Here is a 25,445-nt window from a genome sequence, read left to right as displayed (position 1 = left end):
GGTGACTCCGGCCACCCGTCGACGGCGGGACCCGGGTCGCGGTGACCATCACGTCGGCGACGTCCGCCGTACCCCGGGCCTGACGCAGCCCGGCCAGCACCGCCGCCGGTCCGGCCGCCATCGCCTGGCTCGCCGCGGCCACCTCGGCCGGCGCCGGCACCAGTTCGGGTTCGGGTACGCCCAGCGCCCGCAACCGGGCCTGCTGCGGGACCAGCCGGGCCCGTACGGCGGTCAGTTCCTCCCGGGCGTCCTGGACCGCCTCCGCCTGCTCGCCGGCCGCGGTCGCCGCGCCCCGGCGGACCGCGTCGAGGCGCCGGGCGGCGGACAGGTACTCCTCCCAGGCGTTCATCGGACCTCCTCCGGACGGGCGAACGGCACGATGACCGTGGTCCGGTCGGCGAGCCGGTCGTGCCACAGCGCCCGGCCGGGCCGGGGTGGGCGGACCGGCCGACCGGTCAACGCGGCGACCTCCGCCGCCGGCAGGTCCAGCAGAACCAGATCGCTCACCGCGGCGGTGACGGCCGTCTCGACACCGGGTGCGTCGGCGGCACCGGCTGCGGCGGCGGCGGCACCGGGTGCGGCGGCGGCACCGGGTGCGGCAGCGGCGGCACCGGCCACCCCGGCGGTAGTGGTGGCAGCGGGCGTGGCGGCGAGCAGCGCGGCGAGGCGGCCGGGCCGCTGGGCCCAGGCCAGCAGGTGTACGCCCCGAGCCGGTCCGGCGTCCAGCAGCCCGGTGAGCCGGTCGCCGGGCAGGATCTCCGGGTCGAGTCCGTCCAGGCCGAAGACCACCAGGTAACCGGGCTCCTCCCGCTCGAACTCGTGCGCCAACTCGGCGGCGTCGACCGTCGCCACCACGTGCCGTTCGGCCAGGTCGGCGGCGAGCCGATCGGCCGGTCCGGTCCCCGCCGGCACCAGCGACGCGATCACGAACCGCGCGGTGCCGGAGGGGTGGTGCGCGGCCAGACTGCGGGCCGCTGCGTCGAGCACGTCCGCGCCGACCGGGCCCGGCCCGAGGATCACCAGGTGCCGACCGGGCGCCTTGTCGAACGGGATCGTGGCGGTGTCGAGCGCCGGGCCGACCACCCGCCCGACCAACGCCGCCGGATGGTCCCCCAGACCCTCGTACGCGGCTCGGTAGGCCGGATCGTCGTCCAGGTACTGCGCGGCATGACCGGCGAAGACCGTCGGCGGTACGGCGTGCTCCGGGCGGGCCTGCCAGAGCCGGCGGCGCAGCGTGCCGAGCGCGTACGGGTCGGCCTGCGGGTCGGGGAACTGGACCACCCGCTCGTGCCCCCTGGTCGCCCCGCGCGGCCCGCCCAGGCCACCGGCGGTGTTCACCACCGCACTGCCCATCGGCAGACCGGCCGCCGCGTCGTTGTTCGGCTCCAGGACCTCGCCGCCACCGGGGAGGGCGACCCGGACCGGGAACTGCCCGTAGACGGAGTCACGCTGGCCGTACCCGGGTTCGGACACCGCCCGGTTGACCAGGACCAGGTGGACGCCGTACGGGCGGCTGCGCCGGGCCAGCGACTCCAGCAGTCCCGACGCCTCGGCGGCGAGCGGATCCGGGTCCCGGACGGTGGACTCGGCGCTGCCGCCGTCGGTGCGCTCGTCGCCGGTGCCGTCATCGTCGTCGGCGTCGATCAGGTGGCGGAATCCGTCCAGGAGGCAGACGATCCGGGGCATCGGGTGCCGGGCGCGCAGGTCGGCGAAGCGGGTGACCCCGGCCGCCTCGGCCAGCGCCGCCCGCCGGTTCACTTCCGCGTCGAGTTCCTCGAGGACGGCCACCCCGTACGCCCGGTCGGCCGCCATCCCGATCGCGCGGGCGTGCGGGAGCCAGGACGGGTCGGAGCCGGCCGGCAGGACCTCCTTGAACGACGAACCGTCGGCGAAGTCGACCAGGTAGAGCGCCAGGTCGTCGGGGGAGTACCGGGCGCAGAGGCCGTAGAGCACGTTGACCAGGAACGCCGACTTGCCGGCTCCGGGCCGCCCGCTGACCAGCCAGTGCGGGGTGAGGTCGTTGAACCGTACGGTCACCGGGATCTCCCCGTCGCGGCCGACCGTGGTCACCAACCCGTCGGCCGGGTCGGACTCCCACAGCGCCTCCGCCCCGTCCGGCAGGAGTTCGGCCAACCGGGGTCGCGAGTTCGCGCTGACCTGCGCGGTCAGCTCCCGGCAGACCCGGTGGAAGAGTTGGGCCGGCGGGTCCTCGTCGAGGAAGACGGGTGAGTTGAGGCCGGTCGACGGCAGGTGCGGGGCGGGATTGCCGAACGAGGCGCCGGGCGGATCTCCCACCAGGGCGTACGGGTTCCTCAGGGCGATCATCGTGCTGTCCGGCAGGGGCGGCTGGGTGGTCTCCGCGGTCAGCGGTGGCGGGGGCCAGCCGGCGATGATCAGGTGCAGCCCGGCGCCGGGACCGTGCTGGGCGAGGGCGCCGATGCGTACGAGGTCGGCGGCCTCGGTCAGCTCGGGCAGGGAGGCGATCACCAGCAGCAGGGTGCGCTCGTGCCGGTGGTGCCGGGTGGCGTTCGGGCGGGTCGGGCGTACCCACTGCTCGGCCTCGGCGAGGATGGCCCGCAGGCTGGTCCGGTCGGTTGCCGGGGGTGGCATCAGTCCGGCGTCGGCCAGTGGTGCGAACGGGGCGAACACCTGCCCGGCGGTGGCCGCGTCGACCCCGCGTACGAGCAGCGACCCGGCGGGGGCGGCGGCGAGCAACCGGAGCAGGACCGCGCGGACCAGGCCGGCGACCCGAGGATCGCGGGTGTCGGCGTCGATGGTCAGGTGGCCGGTGCCGAGGAGCGGGACGATCGCCGGGAACCGGGCGTCGTCGAGGGGCTGCGCGGTGCCGATCCGGACGAACTCGGGTAGCCCCGGCCCGCCCAGCGGGGTGTCCGCCGACTGGGCGCCCAGCGGTGCGCCCAGCCAGCCGGGCACCAGGGTGGCTGCGGCGGCCCGCAGCCGCTCGGCTAGCTCGTGCTGTTCGCGCTGGTCGGCGGCGGCCGGTTGGGTGGCGTCCAGCGTGGCGGCGGCGGCCACGGCGGTAGCCGCTGCCTGCCGGTGCAGCGCGGCGGCCTGACTGTTCCGCGTCTTCAGTTGGGTCACCCCCTCCACCTCTCACTCGTGGCGGGTCACCCGGGGCGGGTACCTCTTCTGGGTGCAGACGTTATCCCAGCCGGAGCGGATCATCGTGGACGCGCAGCGGCGCTCCGATGGGGAGCTTGTCGCATCAACTGCATATCGTCATGTTTTGCTGCCATTGAGTTATCAACCTGTGCTTCTCGCCCATTGGGTGGAGACTCGGCAACCGATAGCCTCGGGGTGTGGAGTCAGTGCAACCCCCCGCCGGTTCCCAGGTGTCGCGGGTCCCGGCGCAACGCACCCGACCGGGTCAGGACGCTCCCGATCCGGTCGCGACTCCACCCGCGCCGAAACGGCGCCGGCTGCGCCTGATCCTGGCCGTGATCGCCGGGACGCTCGCGGTGCTCGGTGCGGCCGGGGTGGCCATCGGGTACGTCGTCTACGACCGCTACACCGCACCCGACCAGAGCGCGCCGGACATCACGGTCAACAACTACCTCCAGGCGTACATGGCGGACCGCAACGACGTACGGGCCAAGGAGCTGGCCTGCGACGACACGTCCAAGATGGCCGAGCTGGCGGCGCTGCGGGCCGACCTGGTCGCACGCGAGGAGCGGTTCCAGACCACCATCCGGGTGAAGTGGGGCGAGCTGAAGGCGGCCGAGCAGGGCGACACCGCGGAGGTCCTGGTCGACCTGGTCATCTCCAGCAGGGTCAACAACCTGACCCAGAGTGGCCGGCAGTCCTGGCGGTTCGTCACCGAGCGTGATGGCAAGTGGCGGGTGTGCGAGGCGACGCAGGTCAAGTGACCGTCGGACCGGGTGTCACTCGATCCAGAGCAGATGTACCGGAATCTCCAAAGTGGTGGGCGGCTGCCCGCTCCAGGCCCACCGGTACCAGTCCAACTCGGGCGTGACCCGTACGCAGATGTCCCCGTCGTTGCTGGTGTAGACCTCGGTGACCGCGCGGAGGTCACGCCGCTCGACGGTGTCCGCCACGTGCACCACCCGCCGACCGGCAACCGAGTCCGCGTCCACCACCGGCAGTGGGGGCCGGTGCGCCGGCCGATCCAGCGACACCAACCGGGACAGTACGTCCGACGCCGTGATCCGTACGCCGAAATCCGGCGCGGCCGGCTCGCCCAGGGTCTCCACCCAGACCCGGTCGGCCGGCACCAGCGGGGCGAAGACCTCGACCTGCTCGGATTCCGCCCGGTACCACTCCTGCTCGGCGATCACTGGCACGTAGGTCCGGCTGCCCTGCACCACCCGCTCGTCGGAGCGCAGGTCGGCCCGCCAACCAAGTCCGGGAAGCCCGACCAGGACCCGTCGGCCGCGCAGGTCGAGCTGCTCCCCGGAGGGGGTGAGCGCCACCGGTCGGGGCGGACGCGGGGCCCAGTCCGGCTGATCGGCGAACGGGTCCGGCAGGGCATCGCCGGTCACGGCCGGGCTCCGTACGTGGTGCCGATGCGGACCAGCCTCATCCCTTGCCCTGCAACGACGCGCCCCGGTCACGCATGAACGGCACCGGGTTGATCGCGCCCCGGCTGCTCCGGTCGGCCTTCAAGTGCACCTCGAAGTGCAGGTGCGGACCGGACGAGTTTCCGCTCGACCCGACGATCCCGATCACCTGCCCGGCCTCCACCATGTCGTTCACACTCACCATGGGCTTCCTGACCATGTGACAGTAACGCGTGATGACCTGGTTGGCGTGCAGGATGTCGACGAACCAGCCGCACCCGCCCTTGCCCGGGTAACCATCGACGTCACAGCTGTGCACCCCGCGCCGGTCCGGGTCGCATCTGGACACCAGCACCCGGCCACTGGCCGCGGCGTGGATCTCGGTGCCCTTCGCCGCCCCGATGTCCACCCCGTTGTGCGCCGGCCGTTCGGCGGTACGGAAACCGGAGCCGACCGAGCCGGGGATCGGCAACGTCCAGCCGGAGGCGGCGATGTCCGCCCCGGACGCGCACTGCAGGTCGGCGCCGTTCACCGGGAGTCCGCCGCCGGCAGCCTTGGCCCCGCCCTTGGTGAGGGCGTTCACGATCTGGGTCGCGATCGCCTCGTGTTTGGCGTACGCGTCGGGGAAGGCGCTGCGCTGCACCCGCTGGGCCGCGTCGGTCAGCCGCTTCTTCTGCCAGTTGCTGACGCCCACCAGCTTCTCGTAGAACTTGCGCGAGGTGTACTCGGGGTCCTGTAGCTGGGCGGGTGTGCCCCAGCCCATGCTGGGCCGCTGCTGGAACAGGCCGATCGAGTCGTGGTCGTTGTTCGAGCCGAGGTGGGGCAGGTTGCTCAGGCGGGACTCCTGCATCGCGGTCGCCACCGCGATCACCCAGCCGCGTGGCGGCACCCGCATCTGCGCCCCGACGTTGATGATGACCGCCGCGTTGCGCATCTGTGCCGCGTCGTACGGCTCGACGATCGGCAGACCGTCCTTGATCTCGATCGGCTTGTCCTGACCGCAGCCGAGCGTGGTCACCAACTGGTCGTCGGAGCTGCCGAGGAACTCCGACAGCAGCAACACCCCGCTCCCACCGGTGCAGCAGAGCAGGGCCAGCGCGGCGGTCACCGCGACCGCCAGCGCCGGTAGGCGTCTGCGCCGAGCGGAACCGTCCGGATCCCGGTCACCGTCGTCGACGCTCATCGTTCACCCCGGACCGTGGTCATCCGCGCTCCCAGTCCACCGCGTCAACCAGCCACCGCCCCTGCGGCGCGACCAGTTCGAGGCGGAGCGTGCCGGCGTCGACCGGCACGGTCACCTCGACGAACTCTTCACTGCGGGTGATGACGGCCAGTTCGCCGGTGAGCCGGCTGGCCGGTACGCCCGCCGGGTCCACCCCGCTGAGCCGATCGGCCAGCCCGCCGGTCGACAGTGGTCGGAGCGCGGCGTACCACTGCTCGGCCGGCACTCCGTCGTGTTTGAGCCAGGAGGTGGCGAACTTGCGGGCGATCTCCTCCGGTGCGGGCGCCCCCGGACTCGTCCGTGGTGTCGGGGGCGGTTCGGTGGCGAGGATGCCGTCGTTTCCGGCGGTCGGATCGACCGTGGAGATCGGGGCGACCGGTGCGCCGGCCAGCCCGCCGTCGTCGCCGGTTACGCCGGAGAAGAGTCGGGCCGCCCCGACCACGCCCAGGATCACCACCGCGAGGGCCAACGCGATCCCGAGCCGGGACCGCAGGATGCCGGTGACCAGGGTTTCAAGCGCGCGCCGCACGACGACCTACCTCGCCTCGGTCCGGATCCGCGGAGCGGTCGGTGCCGGAGTGGTCTCCGGCCTCGGCGCGGAATCGGGACGGTAGAGGACGTAGGTCGGCTTCTCCGCCGGCACGTCCGGGTCGGTCCACTCACCCGCCCGGTTCCGCCGGGGAGCCGGTGCCGTGGCCGGCTGCGTAGACGGGGCCTCCTCGGTCGCCCCGGTCGATCCACCGGCGTTCTCCCGGCCGTCCGGACGCTCGTTGGAGCGGGTGTCCGCCGAGTGGGAGGGGTCCTCCAACCGGGCTTCCGGGCGAAGGTTGGTCTGCTCGGCAACCACCTCCCGGCGTTTGCCCGCCGCCCGGTCGCCGCGCGAGTCGGACTGGTCCGACCGGGACGACTCGCGCAGGTCGCGCAGGAACCTGCGGTGCCAGGACTGCTCGGCCTCCACCGTCCGGGTGCTGGTCTTGCCGCCGAGCTGGGTGATCCGGCGGTACGGCCGCAGCAGCAGCCACCCGACCACCCCGGTCAGGAAGACGAGGACCACCTGGAGCCAGCCGGGGAGGGTGGACGTGCTCATCACCAGGTCGACGGCGAAGAGGTAGATGGCCGCGCCGGTGCCGAAGATGGCGATGTTGAACACGGCCGCGACCACCGCGTTGGCCAGTCGACGCAGACCGGCGCTGGCCGGTCGCATCAGCCCGACCGTGCCGAGGACCGGGGCCGCGATCACCGCCCACCGGAAGATCAGGAAACCGAGCAGTACGAGCAGCGACGCGGTCAGGTCGAACAGGGCGAAGAGCAGGGCGGCGAGCAGGGCGATGAAGGCTGCGCCGATCCGTTCCATGTCCCGGGTGCCCTGCAGGTACTCGTACGCCTCCGGGTCCTCGACCTTGATCTGCTGGGCGACCTTGTTCCACTGGGTCTTCTTCGCCGCGAAGATGGCGTTCCGGGTGCTCGGGTTCGCCCGGAGCCCCTGGGTTTCCTCCCAGGTGAGCGACTTGGCGTCGTACAGCGCCTCGCCGTACTTCTTGGCGGTCTCGCTCTCGGCCGAGCCGAGCAGCCCGCGCAGCCAGTTCCGGTAGAGCATGGTCTCGGTCGAGATGTCGCTCGCCCGTACCGCGGGTGGGCGGTTGTCGGCGCACCAGGTCGGGTCGGGCAGCACGCACTCGTCCGGCGGTACGTCCTTGCTCGACGGGCCGACCGCGCCGTGCACCACACTCAACGTGGTGATCAGGGCGTTGTCCGCCACGTTCGCGGACTGGACCGGCCAGGCGGCGAGGGCGGTCACCGCGACCATCACCAGCAGCGCCCAGGCGGCGGTGGTCATCGCGTGGCTCATCTCGGACTGCCGGGACCGCCACAGCAGATAGAGACCGACAATACAGAGAGTGATGATCCCGAAGACGCTGAAGACCTTCTCGTAGACCGCCTTGGTCGCCTGTTCGACCAGCGGATTCGCCCAGTCCCACATGGTCCGGGGATCCCAGGCCCGCTCACGCAGCGCGTTCGACGCACCGATGATCGCGGTCGCCGCCATCAGCTCACCGCTGGCCACCTTGGTCAGCGCCAGGCTCGCCGGGTTGACCACACCGGCGGCACAGCCACCCTCCTGGTCGTAGGTCTCGTAGCTGTACCCGGCGTAGCCGTAGTCGCTGTAGAGCCCGCGTACACCGGGGGTGGTCACCGAGTCCGGGCGGGCGGCGAACCACCCGGCGAGGCCGGAGTCCGGGGTCCCCGGGGTGGGCGGGTCCAGGCAGTCGGCGGCCCCACCGGTGACGTCCTGGAGCTTGTCCACGCAGGTCCGGAAGTCCGCCTGCCACTCCTCCGTGGTGCAGAGGTCGGTGGGGGCCAGGGTCGGCAGCCCGGCGGTCGGCGTGACCGAGGCAGACGCCGTGGCCGCGCCGAACAGGGGCCAGGACACGGTCGCCACCGCGAGTACGGCGAGGGCGAGGAGGAACGCGATGCTGCGTACGCCGGCCCGCGCCATGTCAAGCCTCCAGGTCCGCGAGGGGGATCGGCAGGTTGGCCGGAGTCGAGGCCGCGCTCGCCGGAGTGGTGTCCAGGTGGTCGAGCAGGCCTTCGACGTACGACACGTCGACCCGGATCTTCTGCACCCGTCCGTCGACGTCCCGCATCACGAACTCGCGGAAGCCCAGCCGGGAGGCCGATGAAGTGTCCACGTTGGACAACGAGGCGAGGGTCGCCTCGTAGCCGTCGTTGACCGGCACCCGGAGCAGGCGCAACGCCTCGGAGGCGATCTCGGTGTCCTCGGCGATCCGACCCACGAAAACCGTCGACACCAGGTTCTGTACGTCCAGGCCCAGGATGTCGCGCGGGTTCTGCGACGCCACCAGGGCGGCGATGTTCCACTTCCGGGAGTCCCGGGCCAGCCGGACCAGGAACGACCGGCCGGAGCGCCAGCCCTCCATGAAGTGGGCCTCGTCCAGCCCGACCATCTTCCGCGAGGCCATCGACCCGCCGTAGCAGCGGCGGACCGCGAGCCGGTGCGCGGTGTGCAGCATGGGCAGCGCGAGCGCCTCCTCGGCCGACCAGTACTCGCGCTCGATCTTCAGGTCGGGCAGGCGCAGCCCGGCCATCGTGATCACGGTGAGCGCGGCGTCGGCACCGAGCAGTCCGGCCGGCGGGCGGCCGAAGAAGAGCAGCGCAAGCGGCATCTCGGCGGTGTCGAGCAGGAGGTTCGCCAGCTCCTTGCCCTCGTCGTTGTCGAGGGTGGCCAGGCAGGCGACCACGTCGTCCAGGGTGGAGGTCTCCTCGGCCGGCACCTGGCGTACGGCGTGCCGCAGTAGGGTGGCGGTGGACGCCTCGCGGGCCACCTGCGGCGGCACCAGCATCATGCAGATGTCCTGCACCAGCATCCGGCGCTCGGCCCGGGAGTTGGACAGGGAGATCTCGAACTCCCGGTCACCGGCCGCCCCGGTCGCGAACTCCGACCGCAGCGGGGTGGGGATCAGCGCGTACGGCGCCAGCGTGCCCTGTTCCGACCCGGTCAGGTTCAGCACCCTGGAGTACGGCCGCAGCTCCGGCATCGAGCAGAGCCGGGCCAGCGGGCCGGACGGGTCGAGCAGGGTCACCTGGACACCCCGCCGGGCGGCCAGGTAACCCAGGGCGCCGAGCAGGGTCGACTTGCCACCACCGGGCTCGGCGACGAACACGGCCAGTCCGGAGCGTTCGCGTACCTCGGTGGGGAAGTGCAGGTCGAGGAAGACCGGCCGGCGGCAGGTTCCGGCCGTACGCCCGATCAGGTCCCCACGGCGGTCGCCGACCGTGGACGCGGCCTGGGGCAGCGCGGCGGCCAGGAGGTTGACCGGCATCCGTCGGATGTAGCCGGTGTTGGCGATCGGTTCGCCGGGGATGAACTCGCGGGCCAGCCAGTCCTGGTTCTTCGGGTGTTGCAGCGAGATGCGCAGTTCCCGGGAGTAGAGCTGGATGAGCCGTCGGGCCCGTTCGAGGCACTCCTCGCGGGTGCGTCCGCCGACCGCGATCCGGTGCCAGCCGTGTGCGCGGGCGGAGTCGACGGGCAGGCCGGTGGTCATCTCGTCGCCGATGATGAGGGCGCGCTTGGCGAGCCGTTCCAGCTCGGGCGGGGCGTCGATACCGTGCTCGGCGTAGTCGAGCTGCTGTGACCGGATCATCCGCAGCCGGTGTTCCAGGTTCCGGAACGAGTCACCCGATCCGAGGATGTCGATCCGGGTGGACAGCTCCATCGGCCAGGGCAGTCGTTCGTGGAAGTGCAGCCACGGCTCGTGCCGTTCGGGGATCTCCAGCGGCTCCATCCGGCCGACGGCGAGCACCGCCACGTGGCGTTCCTCGCCGGTCATCCGGTTGACCAGCTTGACCGTGGACCCGTACGGGCTGCGGTAACGCTCGACCTGTTCGGTCAGGGCGAGCAGGTCGCCGCGTTCCCACTGGCCGTTCGTCACCGGGGAGAGGGTGCCGGGCGGGGCCATGCAGAGGGCCACCGAGCGGTAGAGCAGCCATTCCAGTTCGGTCGCGGTGACCCGCCGGCCGCGCATGCCGAACGCGCCGAGCACCTCGTCGAACTGTTCGACGGTGCGGCCGAGCTTGCGGCGTTCCCCGTCGGCGACCCCGCGTCCGAAGGTCCGCAGGACCCGTTCGGTGAGCGAGTTGCCCAGGGACCGGCGGGCGAAGGTGACCCCGAGGTAGGTCTGACCCTCGGCGTGGTTGACCGAGAGCAGGTGCCGTTGGGCGGCGACGAGGTGGTCCGACCAACTCGCCGCGCCGGGTACGGCGGCCAGCGGGTTCGGGGTGTGGGCGTCGACGGTGCGGGCCCACTCGTCGGCCGGGAACGGGCGGGTGGTCCGGCGCAGGTGCAGCCGGAACCCGGCGAGGCCGGCGTACTGCTCGGAGATGGCGGCGAGCAGGGCCTCCCGTTCGGCGTCGGGGCGGAACGCCCAGCGCACCTCGGGCAGCCAGTACCAGGCGGTCACCGTGTTCGGGGTGAAGGTCAGGTGGCCGGCGATCTCGGTGATGGCGAGTTCGATCGCGGGGTCGCGGTCGGTGAACTTCACCTTTGGTGGACGTACCTGGGTGGGCTTCGGTTCCGATTCGCGGCGCCGGGACCGGCCGGTCCGCTCCCGGCCCCGCTTAGACCCGGTGTCGTCCGGTTGCTGGCGCGGGTCGTCCTCCCGAGGGTCCCGGTAGTCCTCCCGGGGCTCCTGGTCGGCCTGTCGCGGGTCCGGACGGCCCTGCCGGAAGCCGGTCTCGGTGAAGCGGGGGTCCGCGCCGGGTGCGCGGGTGTCGGTGTCCGCCGGGCGGGCCGAGGTCCGTGCCTCCGCGTTCCGTTCGGCGTACGGGTCGCCCGGCGACTGCGGGTACGCCGTTTCCGGTGCCACCGCCGGGTTGGTCGCCTGCTCGGGGATGCGGCGACGCGGGGGTGCACCGGCCGAGGTGGCGGCGCGTTGGGTGGGCGGGCCGGCGGCGATCCGTCGCCGGGCCGGGTCCATCGCCGGTATGGCCGGATCCGTCGTACGGGTCCTCGGTGCCGGTTCGGGCAGCTCGTCCGGCTCCCAGGCCGGCAGTTCGGCGGGGTGCGCGGCCCATCCGGTGTCCGCCACGACGGTGACTTCCGGGATGGTCCGGGGCGGTTCGGGGTGGTCGGCGACGGCCCGGCCGGGTGTGGGTCGGCTCCCCACCGGACGGGGCGGCGGTCCCTGGTGCGGGGCGATCGCCGGTGGTGTCGCTCCGGTGTGCGGGGCCGACGGCGGCTGCCCGGTCGCGGGCGGTGCGATCGTCCGGGGCGGCGGCGGGACCGGCAGCGCGCCGCCGAACAGGTCGAGGAAGGGCGAGTCGATGTCCGGCCCGTCGGCCGGCGGCGGGGTGGCGCTGGGCGTGGCCGGTGCGGTCGGGCGTCCCCGCGTCGGCTGGGGTGCCTGGAAGACGGCCGCGCCACCGTTGCCGGGGGTGGCGACGAGCGCGTCGTTGACGGTCTCGTCCTCGTCAAGATCAGGCTCGGCGTAGCTGATTGGTCGCGTACCGTGACCCCTGGGGCCGGCCGGACCGTCGGCCGGGTGAGCGGAACCCGGCGTGGCGGGGCGGGTCATGCCGTCGCCTCGCCCGACCGGAACGCTCCCGCCACAGACCTCGACCAGTTGTCCACGCGCCGCCTCGATTCGTTCCACACGGCCGCTCCGGCCGCCACCCCGAGCCCTACGCTCGTCCGCTGCCTACTCATGCCAGGTCCTCCCGGATCCGGATGCGGGTCGCGATCAACCGGGGATCGCGCTGCTCCGTGGCCGGTTCGCGGGTACGCCGCCAGTCGGTCAGCGCGGTGCGGATGACCATGCGGGCGGGCCGGTCCGGGTCGACGTGCCGGAAGATGAAGGACGTGGTGACGATCGCGAGTGCGATTTCCCAGGCCGGAAAGAGTTCGACCTTGAGGGTGAACAGCCAGTGGATGAAGATGTACAGCGGCACCAGCAGCAGGAACAGGCCGTACTGGGCGTAGGGCAGGTGCACCGGCAGGGTGTAGCCGGGCGGCCCGAGGTAGACCAGACGTGCTCGGTAGATGTCGTCGTCGGTGCGCAGCCGCATCTGGAAGCTCCGCGGTCTACTCGAAGATCAGTTTGATCAGGTAGTCGCCGACGAAGAAGAGCGTGGCGGCACCGGCGATGAAGGCCAGGCCAACGATGGCGATGGCCGAGCTGGTCAGCACCTTCGAGATCTCACCGCGGCTGGCCCGACCGATGAAGATCACTCCGAGTACGGCAAGCAGGATGGGCGCGATCTTGCTGGCGAAGAACTGGACCACGCCTTCGGTGTTGATACCCGGCGTCGGCTCCGGCTCGGCGGCGAGCACGGCAACCGTGTGGAGCGCGTGCGTGGTGCTGGCCCACGCCGTCTCCGCCAGCTCCATGGCGATCATCGGAATCCTCCCCGGTGCGGCGACCAAAGTCGCGCACTGCAGTTGTCAAACCCGGCCGAACAAGCGGGTCGGCGAAACGGTGCCGGGTTGACCCTCTGTCTCGACCATCACCGCGAGCGGTGACGGTTTCTGGGCGTTTTGGTCCGCTTCGGCCCATCTCCTCAAGCTTCGACGTCCGGCTGTTGCGCAATTCCAAAGGGTACGGCCCGTGCCTGCTTCGAACAAGCCAAGTGGAGTGTCACCGTTACGGCTCGCTTGTCCGGTCTAGTTGACCAATTACTGCCCAGGTGGAGCGTGGTACGCCGACGGCCGGTAGGTAACGTCTAGCCGTGACTGAGTTGGCTCACGGCCCCGCCGGCGCTCCCGGATCGCCCCCCGGGCCGCCCCCGGACGCCCCCGACCACGCCCCGCCCACCGGGGCCGGACCGGACGATCTGCTGCGTACGGACCGGCCGGTCGTGATGGGGGTCCTCAACGTCACCCCGGACTCGTTCTCCGACGGCGGGCGGTACGCCGATCTCGACGCGGCCGTACGGCACGGGTTGCAGATGTACCGCGAAGGCGCCCGGCTGGTCGACGTCGGCGGCGAGTCGACCCGACCCGGCGCGGAGCGGGTGGACGCCGAGACCGAGGCCGCCCGGGTGCTGCCGGTCATCCGCGAACTGGCCGCGCACGGCGTACCGATGAGCATCGACACCTACCGGGCCGGCGTGGCCGCCGCCGCGCTCGCCGCGGGCGTGACGGTCGTCAACGACGTCTCCGGTGGACTGGCCGACCCGGACATGGCGAAGGTCGTCGCCGACGCCGGCTGCCCGTGGGTGCTGATGCACTGGCGCGGGCACGCCAAACAGATGCGGGACCTGGCCAACTACACCGACGTGGTGGCCGACGTGAAGGCCGAGCTGGGCCAGCGGATCGACGACGCGCTCACCGCCGGTGTCGCCGCCGACCGGATCGTGATCGACCCCGGACTCGGCTTCGCCAAGCGGGCCGCCGACAACTGGCAGCTCACCGCCCGCCTCCCCGACCTGCTGGCGCTCGGTTACCCGCTGCTGTTCGCCGCCAGCCGCAAGTCGTACCTGGGTGCGCTGCTGGCCGGGCCGGACGGCAGCCCGCGCCCGACCGACGAACGCGCGGCGGCGACCATCGCCACCAGCGTGCTCGCGGTGGCCGCCGGCGCGTGGGGCGTACGGGTGCACGACGTACGCGGCACCGCGGACGCGCTCGCCGTCTGGCAGGCGAGCGGCCGACCCCGCCTGGTCGGTGCGGTACCCGCGCCGGTCGGATCGGAGCCCGGGCGATGAGCGACCGGATCGAACTCACCGGGCTGCGCGCCCGAGGTCACCACGGCGTCTTCGACTTCGAACGGGCGCAGGGGCAGGACTTCATCGTCGACGTGGTGCTGGAACTCGACCTCGCCCCGGCGGCCCGCTCGGACGACGTCACCGACACCGTGCACTACGGAGAACTGGCCGGAGCCCTGGTCGCCATCGTCGGCGGCGAACCGGTCAACCTGATCGAGACACTCGCCGAGCGGCTCGCCGCCGCCTGCCTCGTCGACCCACGGGTCGGCGCGGCCACCGTGACCGTGCACAAGCCACAGGCACCCATTCCGCACGAGTTCGCGGACGTGGCCGTCACCCTGACCAGGCGGAGGCGGCGGTGACCCGGGCCGTGCTGTCGCTCGGCAGCAACCTCGGCGACCGGTTCGGGCACCTGCGCTCCGCCGTCGTCGCGCTCCGGGACGTACTCCTGGTGGTCTCCGGGGTCTACGAGACCCCGCCGTGGGGCGACGACCCGGACCAGCCCGCGTACCTCAACGCCGTGCTGCTGGTCGCGGACCCGGCGGCGAGCCCCCGGGACTGGCTCGACCGGGCCCACGCGATCGAGGACGCGGCGGGCCGGACCCGCGACCCGGACCGGCGGTACGGACCCCGCAGCCTGGACGTGGACGTCATCGGGGTGTGGACCGAGGACGGTGCACCGGTGCACAGCGACGATCCGGAACTGACCCTGCCGCACCCACGGGCGCACCTGCGGGCGTTCGTGCTGCGCCCGTGGATCGACATCCAGCCGTACGGCAAGCTCCCCGGACACGGCTGGCTGACCGACGTGATGAACACCGACCCGGTCGCGACCGACGTGCTTGAGATGCGCCCCCGGCCGGATCTCCAGTTAGAGTCGATATAACGAGCTGGTGAGTGTGCGGAGCGAGGAGACGTCGTGACCGAGCGGAGCGAGGTCACTGGTCGGCTCAGTTGTGGCAGTCATGATGACGACGAGCGGAGCGAGGAGACTTCATGACCGAGCGGAGCGAGGTCACCGGTCGGCTCAGTTGTGGCAGTCATGATGACGACGAGCGGAGCGAGGAGACTTCATGACCGAGCGGGAGTCCCCACCGCGCGGGCCGACGGACGAGCGTCCCCGGATGGGCCCGACCCGGCTGTCCACCCTGGTGGTCGCCGCCCTGGGCTCGGCCGCCCTGGCCTGGCTGCTGATCAGCCTGTTCTACGGGGAGTTCCCCGACCTGCCGTGGCTGCCCCCGGCGACCATCGCGGCGCTCGCGGTCCTGGAGGGCTACGCGGCGATCGACACCCGCCTGCGGATCGAGCGCCGGCCCGGTAGGGACCCGGTGGACCCGCTCACCGTGGCGCGCTATGTCGTACTGGCCAAGGCGTCCTCGCTCGCCGCGGCCATCTTCGCCGGGTTCTACGCCGGCTTCGACGCCTGGCTGCTGGTCGAGCGGACCAGGGCCGCGGTGGACGACGTACCGGCGGCCACCGCCGGGCTGGTCGCGTCGTTGGGGCTGGTCGTGGCGGCGTTGCTGTTGGAGCGGGCCTGCCGGGTGCCGAAGCGCCCCGACGACGAGCGGGAAAACACCGACCGCGAGCCATAGCGGACAGGCGTGAATCGTGGCCTGCGCAGGGGGTGACGCCGGTGCCGGATCCGAGTAGCGTGCCTGCGACCGGTGGAAACTCGAGTTCCGTCGGGTCGGGTCCGGCGCTGTGACCGGTTCGGGCCCCGGCGACCGTCGCGGGGCTGGGATGGTCGGCACGACGACCGCGGGAGGCGCGCGATATGGCGTACGACGAGTCGATCTATCGGCGGCACGAGCCGGCCGGGCCGGAGCCGGCTGGTCCGGGCCCCCGGGACGACTCCTGGTACGGCGAGCCCGACTACCGCGACGACCCCGCCTCCGGCTACCAGCAGCCCGCCTACGCCGCCGGTTACCCGGCCGACGAGTACCCCTCCGACACCTACTACCGCAGGGGTTCGACGACGGCCCAGTTCTCCGAGGCCCCGGAGCCGATGACCCCGGTCCGGCCGGGTGTGCCGCCCGCCGTACTCGATGACGTTTTCGACGACCCGGCACACGGCGAGCCCGGCCGCGACCGGTTGGGTGTGCACTTCGCCTGGGAGTTCGTGCTGCTGCTGGGCGTGGGCCTGCTGGCGTACGCGCTCTACCGGGCGGACCCGGACCTGCTGCGCGGTGCACCGCTGGACCGGCTGCTGGTCGACGGGGCGGCGATCGGCGCGCTCACCCTCGGCGCCGGCCTGACCCTGCGCGCCGGAGCGCCGAACCTCGCCCTCGGCCCGGTCGCCGTCGCGGCGGCCCTGCACTTCGCCGAGAACGGGGATCGGGGCGTCATCACCGCGATAATCCCGGCGTTGCTGTTCGCGATCGGGCTCGGGCTGGTGGTCGCGCTCCTGGTGGTCGGCTTCCACGTGCCGGGATGGGCCGCGAGCCTGGCCGCCGCGCTCGGGGTGCTGGTCTTCATCCAGCAGCGGTCCGGCCCGGTCGACGTGCAGGGCGACTACGACCCGACCAGGCACGCCCTCTACCTGTTCGGCGGCTTCGCCGCGCTGGCGCTGCTGGGCGGACTCCTCGGCATGATCAAGGCGGTCCGCCGCTCGGTCGGCCGGTTCCGCCCGGTGGCCGACCCGGCCCGCCGTCGGGGCGGGGTGGCCGCGACCATCACCACGTTGTCGATCGTCATCTCGATGGTCGCGGCGGTCCTGGCCGGGGTGCTGCTGGCCGCCGACGGGACCGGGCGGGTGGCACCGACGTCCGGGCTGGAGTGGTCCGGGCTGGCGCTCGGCGCCGCCCTGGTCGGCGGGACCAGCGCGTACGGCCGCCGGGGCGGGGTCTTCGGCACCCTGTTCGCGGTGACCGCGCTCACCCTCTTCCTCGCGTACGAGAACGAGGCGGACTGGGGCATCGCGCTCGCCGCCACCGCCGCCGTCACGGTGGCCGCCGGACTGGTCGTGACCCGGCTGGTGGAGACGTTCGGTCGGCCCCGTTCGGCCGGTGACACGGAAGAGGAGTGGCAGCCCGAGCCCGTCACGCCGGGGCCGGGGCCGACGGCACCGAGTTGGAGCGAGGAGCCGCCGGAGCGGCCGGAGTGGTCCTCGGTGCTGCCCGAGCAGCCGCCGTCCGGGCGTACGGACCCGTGGGGGAACGACCGGTGGGGCTCGGACCGCTGATCTCTCCGACGGTCGGGGTGGCCGGTCACCTGGGGACTCCCGGTGCCGCCCGGACCGGTGCGGGTTAGGCTCGGCGCTATGACCGAATCGTCAGGCGGTGACCGGGCCGGATCCGACTTCGCGCAGCTCGATGCGTTGTCCACTGAGGAGCTGCGGGAGCGGGCGTTCACCCGGGCTCGGGAGCGGCTCGATGTCGGCTTCTTCTGGTCGGTGCTGCGCCACCTGCCGAACGCGGACGAGTTCACCGTGTTGGACGGCTCGCCGAACTCGGTCGGCCCGACGGTGGACGAGGCGGTGGCGCTCTGGCGGCAGCTCACCGGCCACGGGTACGCGGAGCCGGACACCGAACCGCTGCTGCGGGCAGCCTTCATCGACTACCTGCTGAAGCACTGAACCGGTAACCGGACCACCAATCGGGGCACCATTCGAATGTCCACTCTTCCGGATATTTGCTTGTTCCGCGGTGATGTTCGGCTGTGACCCGTTGATGCCTATCATCGGGCTGGGCACCAACGGGTGAGCAACTCTCAGGTTTGTCCGCCGGAGCGCGCTGGGAACTAACGCGCCATGGCTCTCACCAATCGCTACAAGACCGCAACGGGTGCGGGCACCCTGGCCGCACTCATCCTGGTCCTCGTCTTCGGCAGCCCGTGGTACGTGAACTGGGCCGCGGACAACACCGATCCGAACACGGCGGGTGGCTGGTTCCTCCGGCTGCTCTCCTGGCCGGCCTGGCGGTTCGACTCCGACGACTCGGTGCAGAACGTCATCGCCGCCGACCTCAAGGCGATCCTGGTCGTCGTACTCACCGCGCTTTTCCTCTATCTCCTGCCCGGTTCACAGCTCGCCCGAGCCCGGGGCACCCTCAGCCAGCTCTTCGCCGGCTGGGCGTCGTACGTCTTCGCCGGTGCCTTCGCGGCACTGTTCACCACCCTGATCCAGGCCAACCCGACGCTGCTCGGCGCCTTCCGAGCAGCCGGCGACGGCGCCGGTTACGGCCTCTTCGTCGGCTGGATCATCGGCCTCGCCACCCTCGGCAGCTGGCGCGGCCGCCGCTGATGCCCCGTCCCGCGCCTCGCCGGGGTTCACGCAGTTGTAGAGAAAGAGTGGGAATTCCCTCGGGGATTGCCACTCTTTCTCTACATCAGGCCCCGCTCGCGGCGGAGGAGGACGTCAGGCGACGGGGTCGGCGGGGTAGTCGATGCTGAGGATGCGGTGGCGGGTGAGGAGTCCGACGGGCTTGCCGGCCTCGGTCACCTGGGCCTCGTCGGCGTTGGTGATGAGCAGGGTGGCGAGTGCGTCGTAGAGCGACGAGCCCAGCTCCAGCCGGGGCAGGGAGGCGTCGGACGGCGTTTCCGGCAGCGGTTTGAGCAGGTCGGCGGTGATCGGGGTGACCGCGAGCCGGCGGATGCCCCGGTCGGCGCCGACGAACTCCCGGACGAACGGTGAGGCCGGCTCGCCCAGCAGGGTGGCCGGCTGGTCGTACTGCTCCAGCCGCCCGCCCTGGGAGAGTACGGCGATCCGGTCACCGAGCCGGACCGCCTCGTCCAGGTCGTGGGTCACCAGCACGATGGTCTTGTGCACCTCCGCCTGCAGCCGGAGGAACTCCTCCTGGAGCCGGGCGCGGGCGATCGGGTCCACCGCCGAGAACGGCTCGTCCATCAGCAGCACCACCGGGTCGGCGGCCAGTGCCCGGGCCACCCCGACCCGCTGCCGCTGCCCGCCGGAGAGTTCGTGCGGGTAACGCCGGCCGAACTGGACCGGATCGAGGCCGACCAGGTCGAGCAGCTCGTCGGAGCGGCTCCGGATGCGGGCCCGGGACCAGCCGAGCAGGCGCGGTACGGTGCCGACGTTGGCCTGGACCGTCTGGTGTGGAAAGAGTCCGACGTTCTGGATCACGTACCCGATCCGGCGGCGGAGCTCGACCGGGTCGACCCGGGTGACGTCCTCGTCGTCGAGCAGGATCCGCCCGCCCGTCGGCTCGATCAGCCGGTTGATCATGCGCAGGACGGTGGACTTGCCGCAGCCGGACGGACCGATCAGCACCACCAGCTCGCCGGCCGGGACGGACAGGTCGAGTTCGTTGACCGCGACGGTCCCGTCCGGGTACTGCTTGCGGACCCCGTCCAGCCGGATCGACGCCGCACTCGGCGCGCCGTTGTTCGACGCGCCGCCGTTGTTCGACGCGCCGGCGTTGTTCGGCGCGCTGCGGTGCGATGCCGCGGAATCGCCCTCCGGGGTAGCGTTCACCTATGTCCTTCCACCTGGCCTACCGGGAAGCCCCGGGCAATCCGTGGTTCTCCTGGCAGTACGTGCGGGACAACTCTGACACCATTCTTGCCGCACTGCGAGAACACGCGAGCCTGACCGCGCAGGCGGTGTTACTCGCCGCACTGATAGCGATACCGCTTGCGGTCGCGGCGTACTGGTTCCGTGCTCTCGCCGGGCCGATTCTCGCACTATCCGGGATTCTCTACACGGTCCCCTCACTCGCGCTGTTCGCCTTCCTCGCTCCGGTGCTCGGCATCGGCACCACGACCGTTCTGGTCGGTCTGGTCCTCTACGCATTGCTGCTGATCATCAGAAACACGCTCGCCGGGCTCAACCAGGTGCCGGCCGAGGTACGCGACGCCGCCGAGGGAATGGGGTACGGCCGGCTGGGTCGCCTGCTCCGGATCGACCTTCCCCTGGCCCTGCCGGGCATCCTCACCGGCGTACGCCTGGCCACCGTCTCCACCGTGGCGCTGGTCACGGTCGGGGTCCTGGTCGGGCACGGCGGGCTCGGTCAGCTCATCCTCGGCGGTTTCCGGAACAACTTCTTCAAGGCCGAGATCCTCACCGGGACCGTGCTCTGCGTGGTCCTGGCCCTGGTGCTCGACCTGATCCTCGCCGGCATCGGCCGGCTGCTGACACCGTGGATCGTCCGGGGGAGGGCCCGATGAACGCGCTCGAACAGGCCGTGACCTGGCTCAACGACCCGCTGAACTGGACCAATCCGGGAGGGATCCTGGACCGGCTGGGCGAGCACCTCACCATCTCCGCCGCCGCGGTCGCGCTCGGCTGCCTGGTCGCCTGGCCGATCGGGCTCTGGCTCGGCCACATCGGCCGGGGCGGGGGCTTCGTGCTGTTGATCTCGAACGTGACGCTGGCCATCCCGACCATCGCCCTGCTGACCATCCTCCCGCTGACCGCCCTGGGCTTCGGCCAACGGCCGGTGATCGTGGCGCTGGCGGTCTTCGCGGTGCCGCCGCTGCTCGCGAACGCGTACACGGGGGTGCGGGAGGTCGATCCGGAGACGCGGGACGCCGCCCGGGGGATGGGACTGTCCGGGGGGCAACTGCTCCGGCGGGTGGAACTCCCGCTGTCGGTGCCGTACCTCGCCGCCGGATTCCGTACCGCGGCGGTGCAGGTGGTCGCCACCGCGGCGCTCGCCTCGTTTGTCAACGGCGGTGGCCTCGGGCAGATCATCAGCGCCGGGTTCGGGCTCGGCATCGCCGTCGGCGGGGGCCAGATCCTGGCCGGGGGCCTGCTGGTGGCACTGCTCGCGGTGCTGGTCGAGGCGATCCTGGCCGTTGTCGAGCGGGCGGTCACCCCGCGCCCGCTGCGCCGTAGGAGCCGGCGGGCGGACCGCCGCGCCGCCGCCGCCATCGGGGGTTCCTGAGCGGAGTCCGTCCGGCCGGGCCGACGAGGTGGGGACGGGTGGGAGTTCGACACCGCCGGTGACCGGCCCGGAGGTGTCGTTGCTCGCACCGCCGAGGTGAGTGATCCCGGCCACCGCCGGGCGAGCGGTTGTCGCCGTCCGCCGGGCCGAGGCGACCGGCCCGCCGGAACAGTACGTGACCGGCTGGTGGCGTACCCGTTATTCGGGCCGGCTAACAGTGTGACGATCCTGTGACGACATCGCCCCCGAGTTGTCCGCCGGTACGCGACGATGTTGGGTGGGAGGTCGCGGGCGATCACCACGTCAGATCGTCCGTCGGACACGCGGCCGGCCCCCGGGCCGCGCCGGGACACGGAAGGCGGGCGTCATGCGCGCACGTACACGTCTGGCGGTGGGAGCGGTCGGCGCACTCGCGGCGGCCACGTTCCTCGCCGGATGCGGGGAGTCAGGATCATCGGGGACCGAGGCGCCACCGAGCGCGGCGGCGGGTGCCGGTTGTGCACCGGTGGCCGGCAAGAAGCTGGTGGTCCTCGACGACGACAAGAAACTGCAGGACACCGATAACATCATTCCGGCGATCAACGCCAAGGCCGCCAAGCCGGAGCTGGTCGCCGCGCTGGACAAGGTCTCCGCCGCGGTCGACACGCCGAAGCTGATCCAGCTCAACAAGGCCGTGGACGTCGACCGGAAGACCCCCAAGGTGGCGGCGGAGGAGTTCGCCTCCGCGAACAACCTCACCAGCGGGATCACCAAGGGTGCGGGTGGGCCGATCACCGTCGGAGTGGCCAACTTCAGCGAGAACCAGACCCTCGGTGAGCTCTACTCGATCGCACTGACCGCGGCCGGCTTCCAGGTCAAGGTCCAGACGATCGGCAACCGGGAACTGTACGAGCCGGCGCTGGAGAAGGGTGAGATCCAGGTGGTGCCGGAGTACGCCGCCACCCTGGCCACCTTCCTCAATGGCAAGATCAACCAGGGCAGCACCACCCCGGTCGCCTCCTCCGACCTGAACCAGACGGTCACCAACCTGAAGGGCCTCGGGGAGAAGGTCGGCCTGACCTTCGGCACCCCCTCCACCGCCCAGGACCAGAACGCCTTCGCGGTCACCCAGGCCTTCGCCGACCAGCACGGGCTCAAGACCCTGTCCGACCTGGCCGCCAAGTGCTCCGGTACGGCCACCATCCTCGGTGGGCCGCCGGAGTGCCCGCAGCGACCGAAGTGCCAGGCCGGGCTGGTCGAGGTCTACAACTTCAAGGCCGGTTCGTTCAGCTCGCTGGACGCCGGTGGTCCCCAGACCAAGTCCGCGCTGACCAGTGGTGCGATCAGCGTGGGTCTGGTGCTCTCCTCCGACGGTGAACTCGCCGTCGGTTGACCTACCCGTACACCGCCCGTGGGGGTCGGCGCCGCTGGTCGCGGCGACGGCCCCCGCGTCGCGTACGGGCGGTGTGCGGTGACGGTGGACGCCCCCTCCCCGGATTCGGCAACTGTGGGTAGGCTCCAGTGCCATGCCCGCCGGGGATGACACCGAGCAGCCGTACCGCCGGCAACTGCTGACCGTGCTGTTCTGGGTCGGTGTCGGGTTGGCCCCGCTGGCTGCGCTGATGCTCCTGTTCGGGCAGAGCAACGGGCCGCTGCGGATCGCCGCCGTGCTGGCCGTACTCGCGGTTGTCCTGATTGGACTGTCGATCACACTCCGTGGTGACGTGCAAACCGTACGTTCGGAGCTGGAGGAGACCCTCCTCGAAGAGATCGAGGAACTTCGCGGCGAACTGCGCCAGGACATCGGCACCGCCAACCGAGCCACCCACCAGTCCGTGGGTGAGCAGTTGCAGGTGATGCAGCAGAACGTGGAGGCACTGCGCCGTCAGCTCGACGCGCGGGCGGATGCCGTACCCGGTCGGGCCGGTGTGCCGGCGGCCGGAGCCGTCCGGTCGGGCTCGGCCCCGGCGGCGGCCGGACCAGCGGTCGAGCCGGAGCGGCGGGAGCCGGCCCGCGAGGGCGTGTACGGCGCCCCGTCCCGCCCCGCCGCCGAACGTGCCGCTCCGACGCCGCCCCGCCCGGAGCGGGATGGACGCTCCGGTCCCGCAGGACGTGAACAGGACTTCGAGCCGGGCGACTTCGGTCGGGCCGACCCCCGGCGGGCCGAGGGCGCGGGTCAGTACGGCAACCCCCAGCGCGGCCCCGCCCAGTACGGCGGCACCAGCCAGTACGGCTCCGGCCAGCAGTACGGCGGCGGCCAGTATCCGGCCGGGGAGCCCGAACCCGGCTACGGCGCGGACCGGGGCGGCGGTCGGGGCGCGTCGGCACCCGCCGGTGGCGCCGGCCCCGCGCATCGGCCGCACCTGGCCGGTGGGGTGGTCCGGCACACCGAGACGGTGAAGGTCACCACCCGGCAGACCATCGTCGGCCCGCCCGGTGACGACGGCGGGGCCGGCTCCGTCTACGGCGGGACCGGTTACGACTCCGGGTCGGCGTACCCGTCGGGTGCCGGCTATCCGCCCGGCAACGCCTACGGGGGCCGGGGCGATGACCGTGAGGACGACTGGCCCGAGCAACCGGCGCGTGGCCGGCGCAGGGCCGGTCCGGACGAGGATTCCCGGTCCGACCAGTGGCCCCGGGACCGTGGCGACAGCGGGGCGCGGCGTGCCGGCCGGTACGACCGGGACGAGCCGGACGACCCCGGGTACGAGGGCGACCCGCACTGGTCGGGCGGGGCCGGCGACCGTTGGGCCTCGGTACGCCGGGACGAGCACGGCAGCGAGCTGCGGATGGGCGAGCGGCGGGCAGCGGTGCGTGCCGACGACTCGGGCACCGAGATGCGGGTGGAGGACCGCTGGGCGAGCATGCGGCGGGACGAGCCCCGACGGGCGGAGGCCCGGCGTGACGAGCCCCGGCGCGAGGAGGCGTGGCGCGCCCAGTCCGGCAGGGAGGATTCCTGGCGAGGCGAGCCGCAGCGGGCCGAGTCGTGGCGTGACGAGCCGGGCGGACGCCGGGCGGCCGACGACAGGGCACCCGGCGGCAGTGGCGGCCGGGCGGGCGACGACCGGGCATCGGGTGGGCGCCGCAGGGCCGACGAGTGGTCCGGTTCCGGTGCACGCGGCGATGCGGGCGGCGCCCAGTGGCCCGGCTCGACCGGCGCCGGCTCAGGCGAGGCGTACCGGCCCGGATCGGGCGGCTCCGGTGAGGCACGCCGGCCCGGATCGGGGGGCTCCGGTGACGCGCACTGGCCGGGTGCGGATGCGGGGGCGTGGTCGGGCGGTGGCCAGGATCGGTGGGGCGGTGCCCCGGCGCTGCCGGCCGGGGGTGCGGAGCCGTCGGCCTCGCGGCGTGGGGGTTGGGACTCGGCGGGGCGCGAGCCGGCCGGTCCGGGCCGCCGCCGCGCCGAGGAGCCGGCGTACGGCTATCCGCCCGACGACGACGTGCCCCGCGCGGGCGGAACCCGCCGCCGCTGAGCGGCACTACTTGTCGATGTCGCCCACCACGAAGAACATCGAACCGAGTACGGCGATCAGGTCCGGTACCAGGCAGCCGGGGAGCAGGGTGGCCAGGGCCTGCACGTTCGCGTACGACGCCGTGCGCAGCTTCATCCGCCACGGGGTCTTCTCGCCCTTGGACACCAGGTAGTAGCCGTTGATGCCGAGCGGGTTCTCGGTCCAGGCGTAGGTGTGCCCCTCGGGGGCCTTCACCACCTTGGGGAGCCGGACGTTGACCGGCCCGGCGAGCCGGTCGACCTGGTCCAGGCACTGTTCGGCGAGGTCGAGTGAGACGTACACCTGGTCGAGGAGGACCTCGAACCGGGCGTGACAGTCCCCGGTGGTCCGGGTGACGACGGGCACGTCGAGCGAGCCGTACGCCAGGTAGGGCTCGTCCCGGCGCAGGTCCAGGTCGAGTCCGGAGGCGCGGGCGACCGGGCCGGAGGCACCGAACGCGGCCGCGTCGGCGGCGGAGAGCACGCCGACCCCGACGGTACGGGCCAGGAAGATCTCGTTGCGTCGGATCAGGTTGTCCAGGTCGGGCATCCGCCGGCGTACCTCGCCGATCGCGGCTCGGGCCCGACCGGTCCACCCGGCCGGTACCTCCTCCTTCAGCCCGCCGACCCGGTTGAACATGTAGTGGATCCGGCCACCGGAGGCCTCCTCCATCACCGCCTGGAGCGTTTCGCGCTCGCGGAACGCGTAGAACATCGGCGTGATCGCGCCGATCTCCAGCGGGTACGAGCCGAGGAACATCAGGTGGTTGAGCACCCGGTTCAGCTCGGCCAGGGCGGTGCGCAACCAGATCGCCCGTTCCGGCACCTCGATGCCCATCAGCCGTTCGACCGCCAGCACCACACCCAACTCGTTGGCGAAGGCCGACAGCCAGTCGTGCCGGTTGGCCAGCACGATGATCTGCCGGTAGTCGCGTACCTCGAACAGCTTCTCCGCGCCCCGGTGCATGTAGCCGACGATCGGTTCGCAGGCGACCACCCGCTCGCCGTCGAGCACCAGCTTGAGCCGGAGTACGCCGTGCGTCGACGGGTGTTGCGGCCCGATGTTGAGCACCATGTCAGCGGTGTCGAGCCCCGCCCCGGTGCCGACGGTCAGCTCCCGCAAGGCGCCGGTGTCGGTGGTCATACCCGTCATCGTG

Annotated in this window: 22 protein-coding genes and 1 pseudogene; 12 read left to right on the top strand and 11 right to left on the bottom strand. The window is 72.2% G+C overall.

What is annotated here, in order from left to right; translation table 11 throughout:
• Positions 1 to 51: 51 nt before the first annotated feature.
• Both OIE47_RS12040 and OIE47_RS12035 read right to left on the bottom strand, forming a co-directional pair.
• Positions 52 to 349: pseudogene (locus tag OIE47_RS12040) on the bottom strand (hypothetical protein); the annotation flags it as partial.
• The gene (locus tag OIE47_RS12035; protein WP_442792079.1) at positions 346 to 3,111 is read right to left on the bottom strand and encodes an FtsK/SpoIIIE domain-containing protein; all 2,766 of its coding nucleotides are present in this window, start codon (positions 3,109 to 3,111) and stop codon (positions 346 to 348) included. The gene OIE47_RS12035 and the pseudogene OIE47_RS12040, both read right to left, overlap by 4 nt.
• A 209-nt stretch (positions 3,112 to 3,320) precedes the next feature.
• On the opposite strand from OIE47_RS12035, the gene OIE47_RS12030 reads away from it, so the two are divergent.
• Positions 3,321 to 3,887: a hypothetical protein gene (locus OIE47_RS12030; protein WP_326561581.1), complete on the top strand. Its 567-nt coding sequence runs from the start codon at positions 3,321 to 3,323 to the stop codon at positions 3,885 to 3,887.
• 15 nt (positions 3,888 to 3,902) lie between these two features.
• Here the strand turns inward: OIE47_RS12030 and OIE47_RS12025 are convergent, their stop codons facing one another.
• Genes OIE47_RS12025 through OIE47_RS11995 form a run of 7 tightly spaced genes read right to left on the bottom strand, consistent with a single transcriptional unit; the run spans position 3,903 to position 12,673 of the window.
• Positions 3,903 to 4,520: a hypothetical protein gene (locus OIE47_RS12025; RefSeq protein ID WP_326561580.1), complete on the bottom strand. Its 618-nt coding sequence runs from the start codon at positions 4,518 to 4,520 to the stop codon at positions 3,903 to 3,905.
• Positions 4,521 to 4,557: 37 nt separating this feature from the next.
• Positions 4,558 to 5,721: a peptidoglycan DD-metalloendopeptidase family protein gene (locus tag OIE47_RS12020; RefSeq protein ID WP_326561579.1), complete on the bottom strand. Its 1,164-nt coding sequence runs from the start codon at positions 5,719 to 5,721 to the stop codon at positions 4,558 to 4,560.
• A 19-nt stretch (positions 5,722 to 5,740) separates the two neighbouring features.
• Positions 5,741 to 6,289, bottom strand: coding sequence for a hypothetical protein (locus OIE47_RS12015; RefSeq protein WP_326561578.1), 549 nt, complete (start codon positions 6,287 to 6,289; stop codon positions 5,741 to 5,743).
• Between the two features lie 6 nt (positions 6,290 to 6,295).
• A complete protein-coding gene (locus OIE47_RS12010) occupies positions 6,296 to 8,257 on the bottom strand; it encodes an MFS transporter (RefSeq protein WP_326561577.1) in 1,962 nt (653 codons plus the stop codon).
• Between the two features lies 1 nt (position 8,258).
• On the bottom strand, positions 8,259 to 11,930 hold the full coding sequence (locus OIE47_RS12005; protein WP_442792078.1) for an ATP-binding protein: 3,672 nt from the start codon (positions 11,928 to 11,930) through the stop codon (positions 8,259 to 8,261).
• Between the two features lie 49 nt (positions 11,931 to 11,979).
• Positions 11,980 to 12,342, bottom strand: a complete 363-nt coding sequence (locus OIE47_RS12000) for a hypothetical protein (RefSeq protein WP_121158026.1) — start codon at positions 12,340 to 12,342, stop codon at positions 11,980 to 11,982.
• A gap of 16 nt (positions 12,343 to 12,358) precedes the next feature.
• The gene (locus OIE47_RS11995) at positions 12,359 to 12,673 is read right to left on the bottom strand and encodes a hypothetical protein (RefSeq protein ID WP_326561576.1); all 315 of its coding nucleotides are present in this window, start codon (positions 12,671 to 12,673) and stop codon (positions 12,359 to 12,361) included.
• 461 nt (positions 12,674 to 13,134) lie between these two features.
• Between OIE47_RS11995 and folP the strand changes: the two genes are divergently transcribed.
• From folP to OIE47_RS11960, 7 genes are all read left to right on the top strand, one after another.
• Complete coding sequence (gene folP, locus OIE47_RS11990; RefSeq protein WP_326563066.1) at positions 13,135 to 13,977, top strand: dihydropteroate synthase; 843 nt, start codon at positions 13,135 to 13,137, stop codon at positions 13,975 to 13,977.
• A complete protein-coding gene (gene folB / locus OIE47_RS11985; protein ID WP_326561575.1) occupies positions 13,974 to 14,339 on the top strand; it encodes a dihydroneopterin aldolase in 366 nt (121 codons plus the stop codon). The genes folP and folB overlap by 4 nt, the downstream gene beginning before the upstream one ends.
• Positions 14,336 to 14,863: a 2-amino-4-hydroxy-6-hydroxymethyldihydropteridine diphosphokinase gene (gene folK, locus OIE47_RS11980; RefSeq protein WP_326561574.1), complete on the top strand. Its 528-nt coding sequence runs from the start codon at positions 14,336 to 14,338 to the stop codon at positions 14,861 to 14,863. The genes folB and folK overlap by 4 nt, the downstream gene beginning before the upstream one ends.
• Positions 14,864 to 15,050: 187 nt before the next feature.
• Positions 15,051 to 15,569 (top strand): DUF3180 domain-containing protein, encoded by a 519-nt coding sequence (locus tag OIE47_RS11975; RefSeq protein ID WP_442792077.1) that lies wholly within the window; start codon positions 15,051 to 15,053, stop codon positions 15,567 to 15,569.
• Between the two features lie 182 nt (positions 15,570 to 15,751).
• Positions 15,752 to 17,158: an ABC transporter permease gene (locus tag OIE47_RS11970; protein WP_326561573.1), complete on the top strand. Its 1,407-nt coding sequence runs from the start codon at positions 15,752 to 15,754 to the stop codon at positions 17,156 to 17,158.
• Positions 17,159 to 17,236: 78 nt separating this feature from the next.
• Complete coding sequence (locus OIE47_RS11965; protein ID WP_326561572.1) at positions 17,237 to 17,551, top strand: hypothetical protein; 315 nt, start codon at positions 17,237 to 17,239, stop codon at positions 17,549 to 17,551.
• 174 nt (positions 17,552 to 17,725) lie between these two features.
• Complete coding sequence (locus OIE47_RS11960; protein ID WP_326561571.1) at positions 17,726 to 18,217, top strand: hypothetical protein; 492 nt, start codon at positions 17,726 to 17,728, stop codon at positions 18,215 to 18,217.
• A gap of 114 nt (positions 18,218 to 18,331) precedes the next feature.
• Here the strand turns inward: OIE47_RS11960 and OIE47_RS11955 are convergent, their stop codons facing one another.
• Positions 18,332 to 19,294 carry an ABC transporter ATP-binding protein gene (locus tag OIE47_RS11955; RefSeq protein ID WP_326563064.1) on the bottom strand — a complete coding sequence of 321 codons (963 nt, stop codon included), beginning with the start codon at positions 19,292 to 19,294 and terminating at the stop codon, positions 18,332 to 18,334.
• A 116-nt stretch (positions 19,295 to 19,410) separates the two neighbouring features.
• Here OIE47_RS11955 and OIE47_RS11950 point away from each other — a divergent pair, with 116 nt between their 5' ends.
• The 4 genes from OIE47_RS11950 to OIE47_RS11935 all read left to right on the top strand — a co-directional run bounded on the left by OIE47_RS11950 (position 19,411) and on the right by OIE47_RS11935 (position 24,271).
• The gene (locus OIE47_RS11950) at positions 19,411 to 20,100 is read left to right on the top strand and encodes an ABC transporter permease (protein WP_326561570.1); all 690 of its coding nucleotides are present in this window, start codon (positions 19,411 to 19,413) and stop codon (positions 20,098 to 20,100) included.
• Complete coding sequence (locus OIE47_RS11945; protein WP_326561569.1) at positions 20,097 to 20,819, top strand: ABC transporter permease; 723 nt, start codon at positions 20,097 to 20,099, stop codon at positions 20,817 to 20,819. The genes OIE47_RS11950 and OIE47_RS11945 overlap by 4 nt, the downstream gene beginning before the upstream one ends.
• A gap of 367 nt (positions 20,820 to 21,186) precedes the next feature.
• Positions 21,187 to 22,191 (top strand): glycine betaine ABC transporter substrate-binding protein, encoded by a 1,005-nt coding sequence (locus OIE47_RS11940; protein ID WP_326561568.1) that lies wholly within the window; start codon positions 21,187 to 21,189, stop codon positions 22,189 to 22,191.
• A 133-nt stretch (positions 22,192 to 22,324) separates the two neighbouring features.
• Entirely contained in the window at positions 22,325 to 24,271 is a 1,947-nt protein-coding gene (locus OIE47_RS11935; protein ID WP_326561567.1) for a hypothetical protein, read from the top strand.
• Positions 24,272 to 24,277: 6 nt separating this feature from the next.
• Here OIE47_RS11935 and OIE47_RS11930 read toward each other — a convergent pair whose 3' ends face one another.
• Positions 24,278 to 25,441 carry an NADH-quinone oxidoreductase subunit D gene (locus OIE47_RS11930; protein ID WP_326561566.1) on the bottom strand — a complete coding sequence of 388 codons (1,164 nt, stop codon included), beginning with the start codon at positions 25,439 to 25,441 and terminating at the stop codon, positions 24,278 to 24,280.
• Between the last annotated feature and the right edge of the window lie 4 nt (positions 25,442 to 25,445).

This window comes from Micromonospora sp. NBC_01796 (genome assembly GCF_035917455.1).
Classification (GTDB): Bacteria; Actinomycetota; Actinomycetes; order Mycobacteriales; family Micromonosporaceae; genus Micromonospora_G.
The sequence above is the reverse complement of the archived record's forward strand: the minus strand, read 5'-3'. Positions and strand labels throughout refer to the sequence as shown.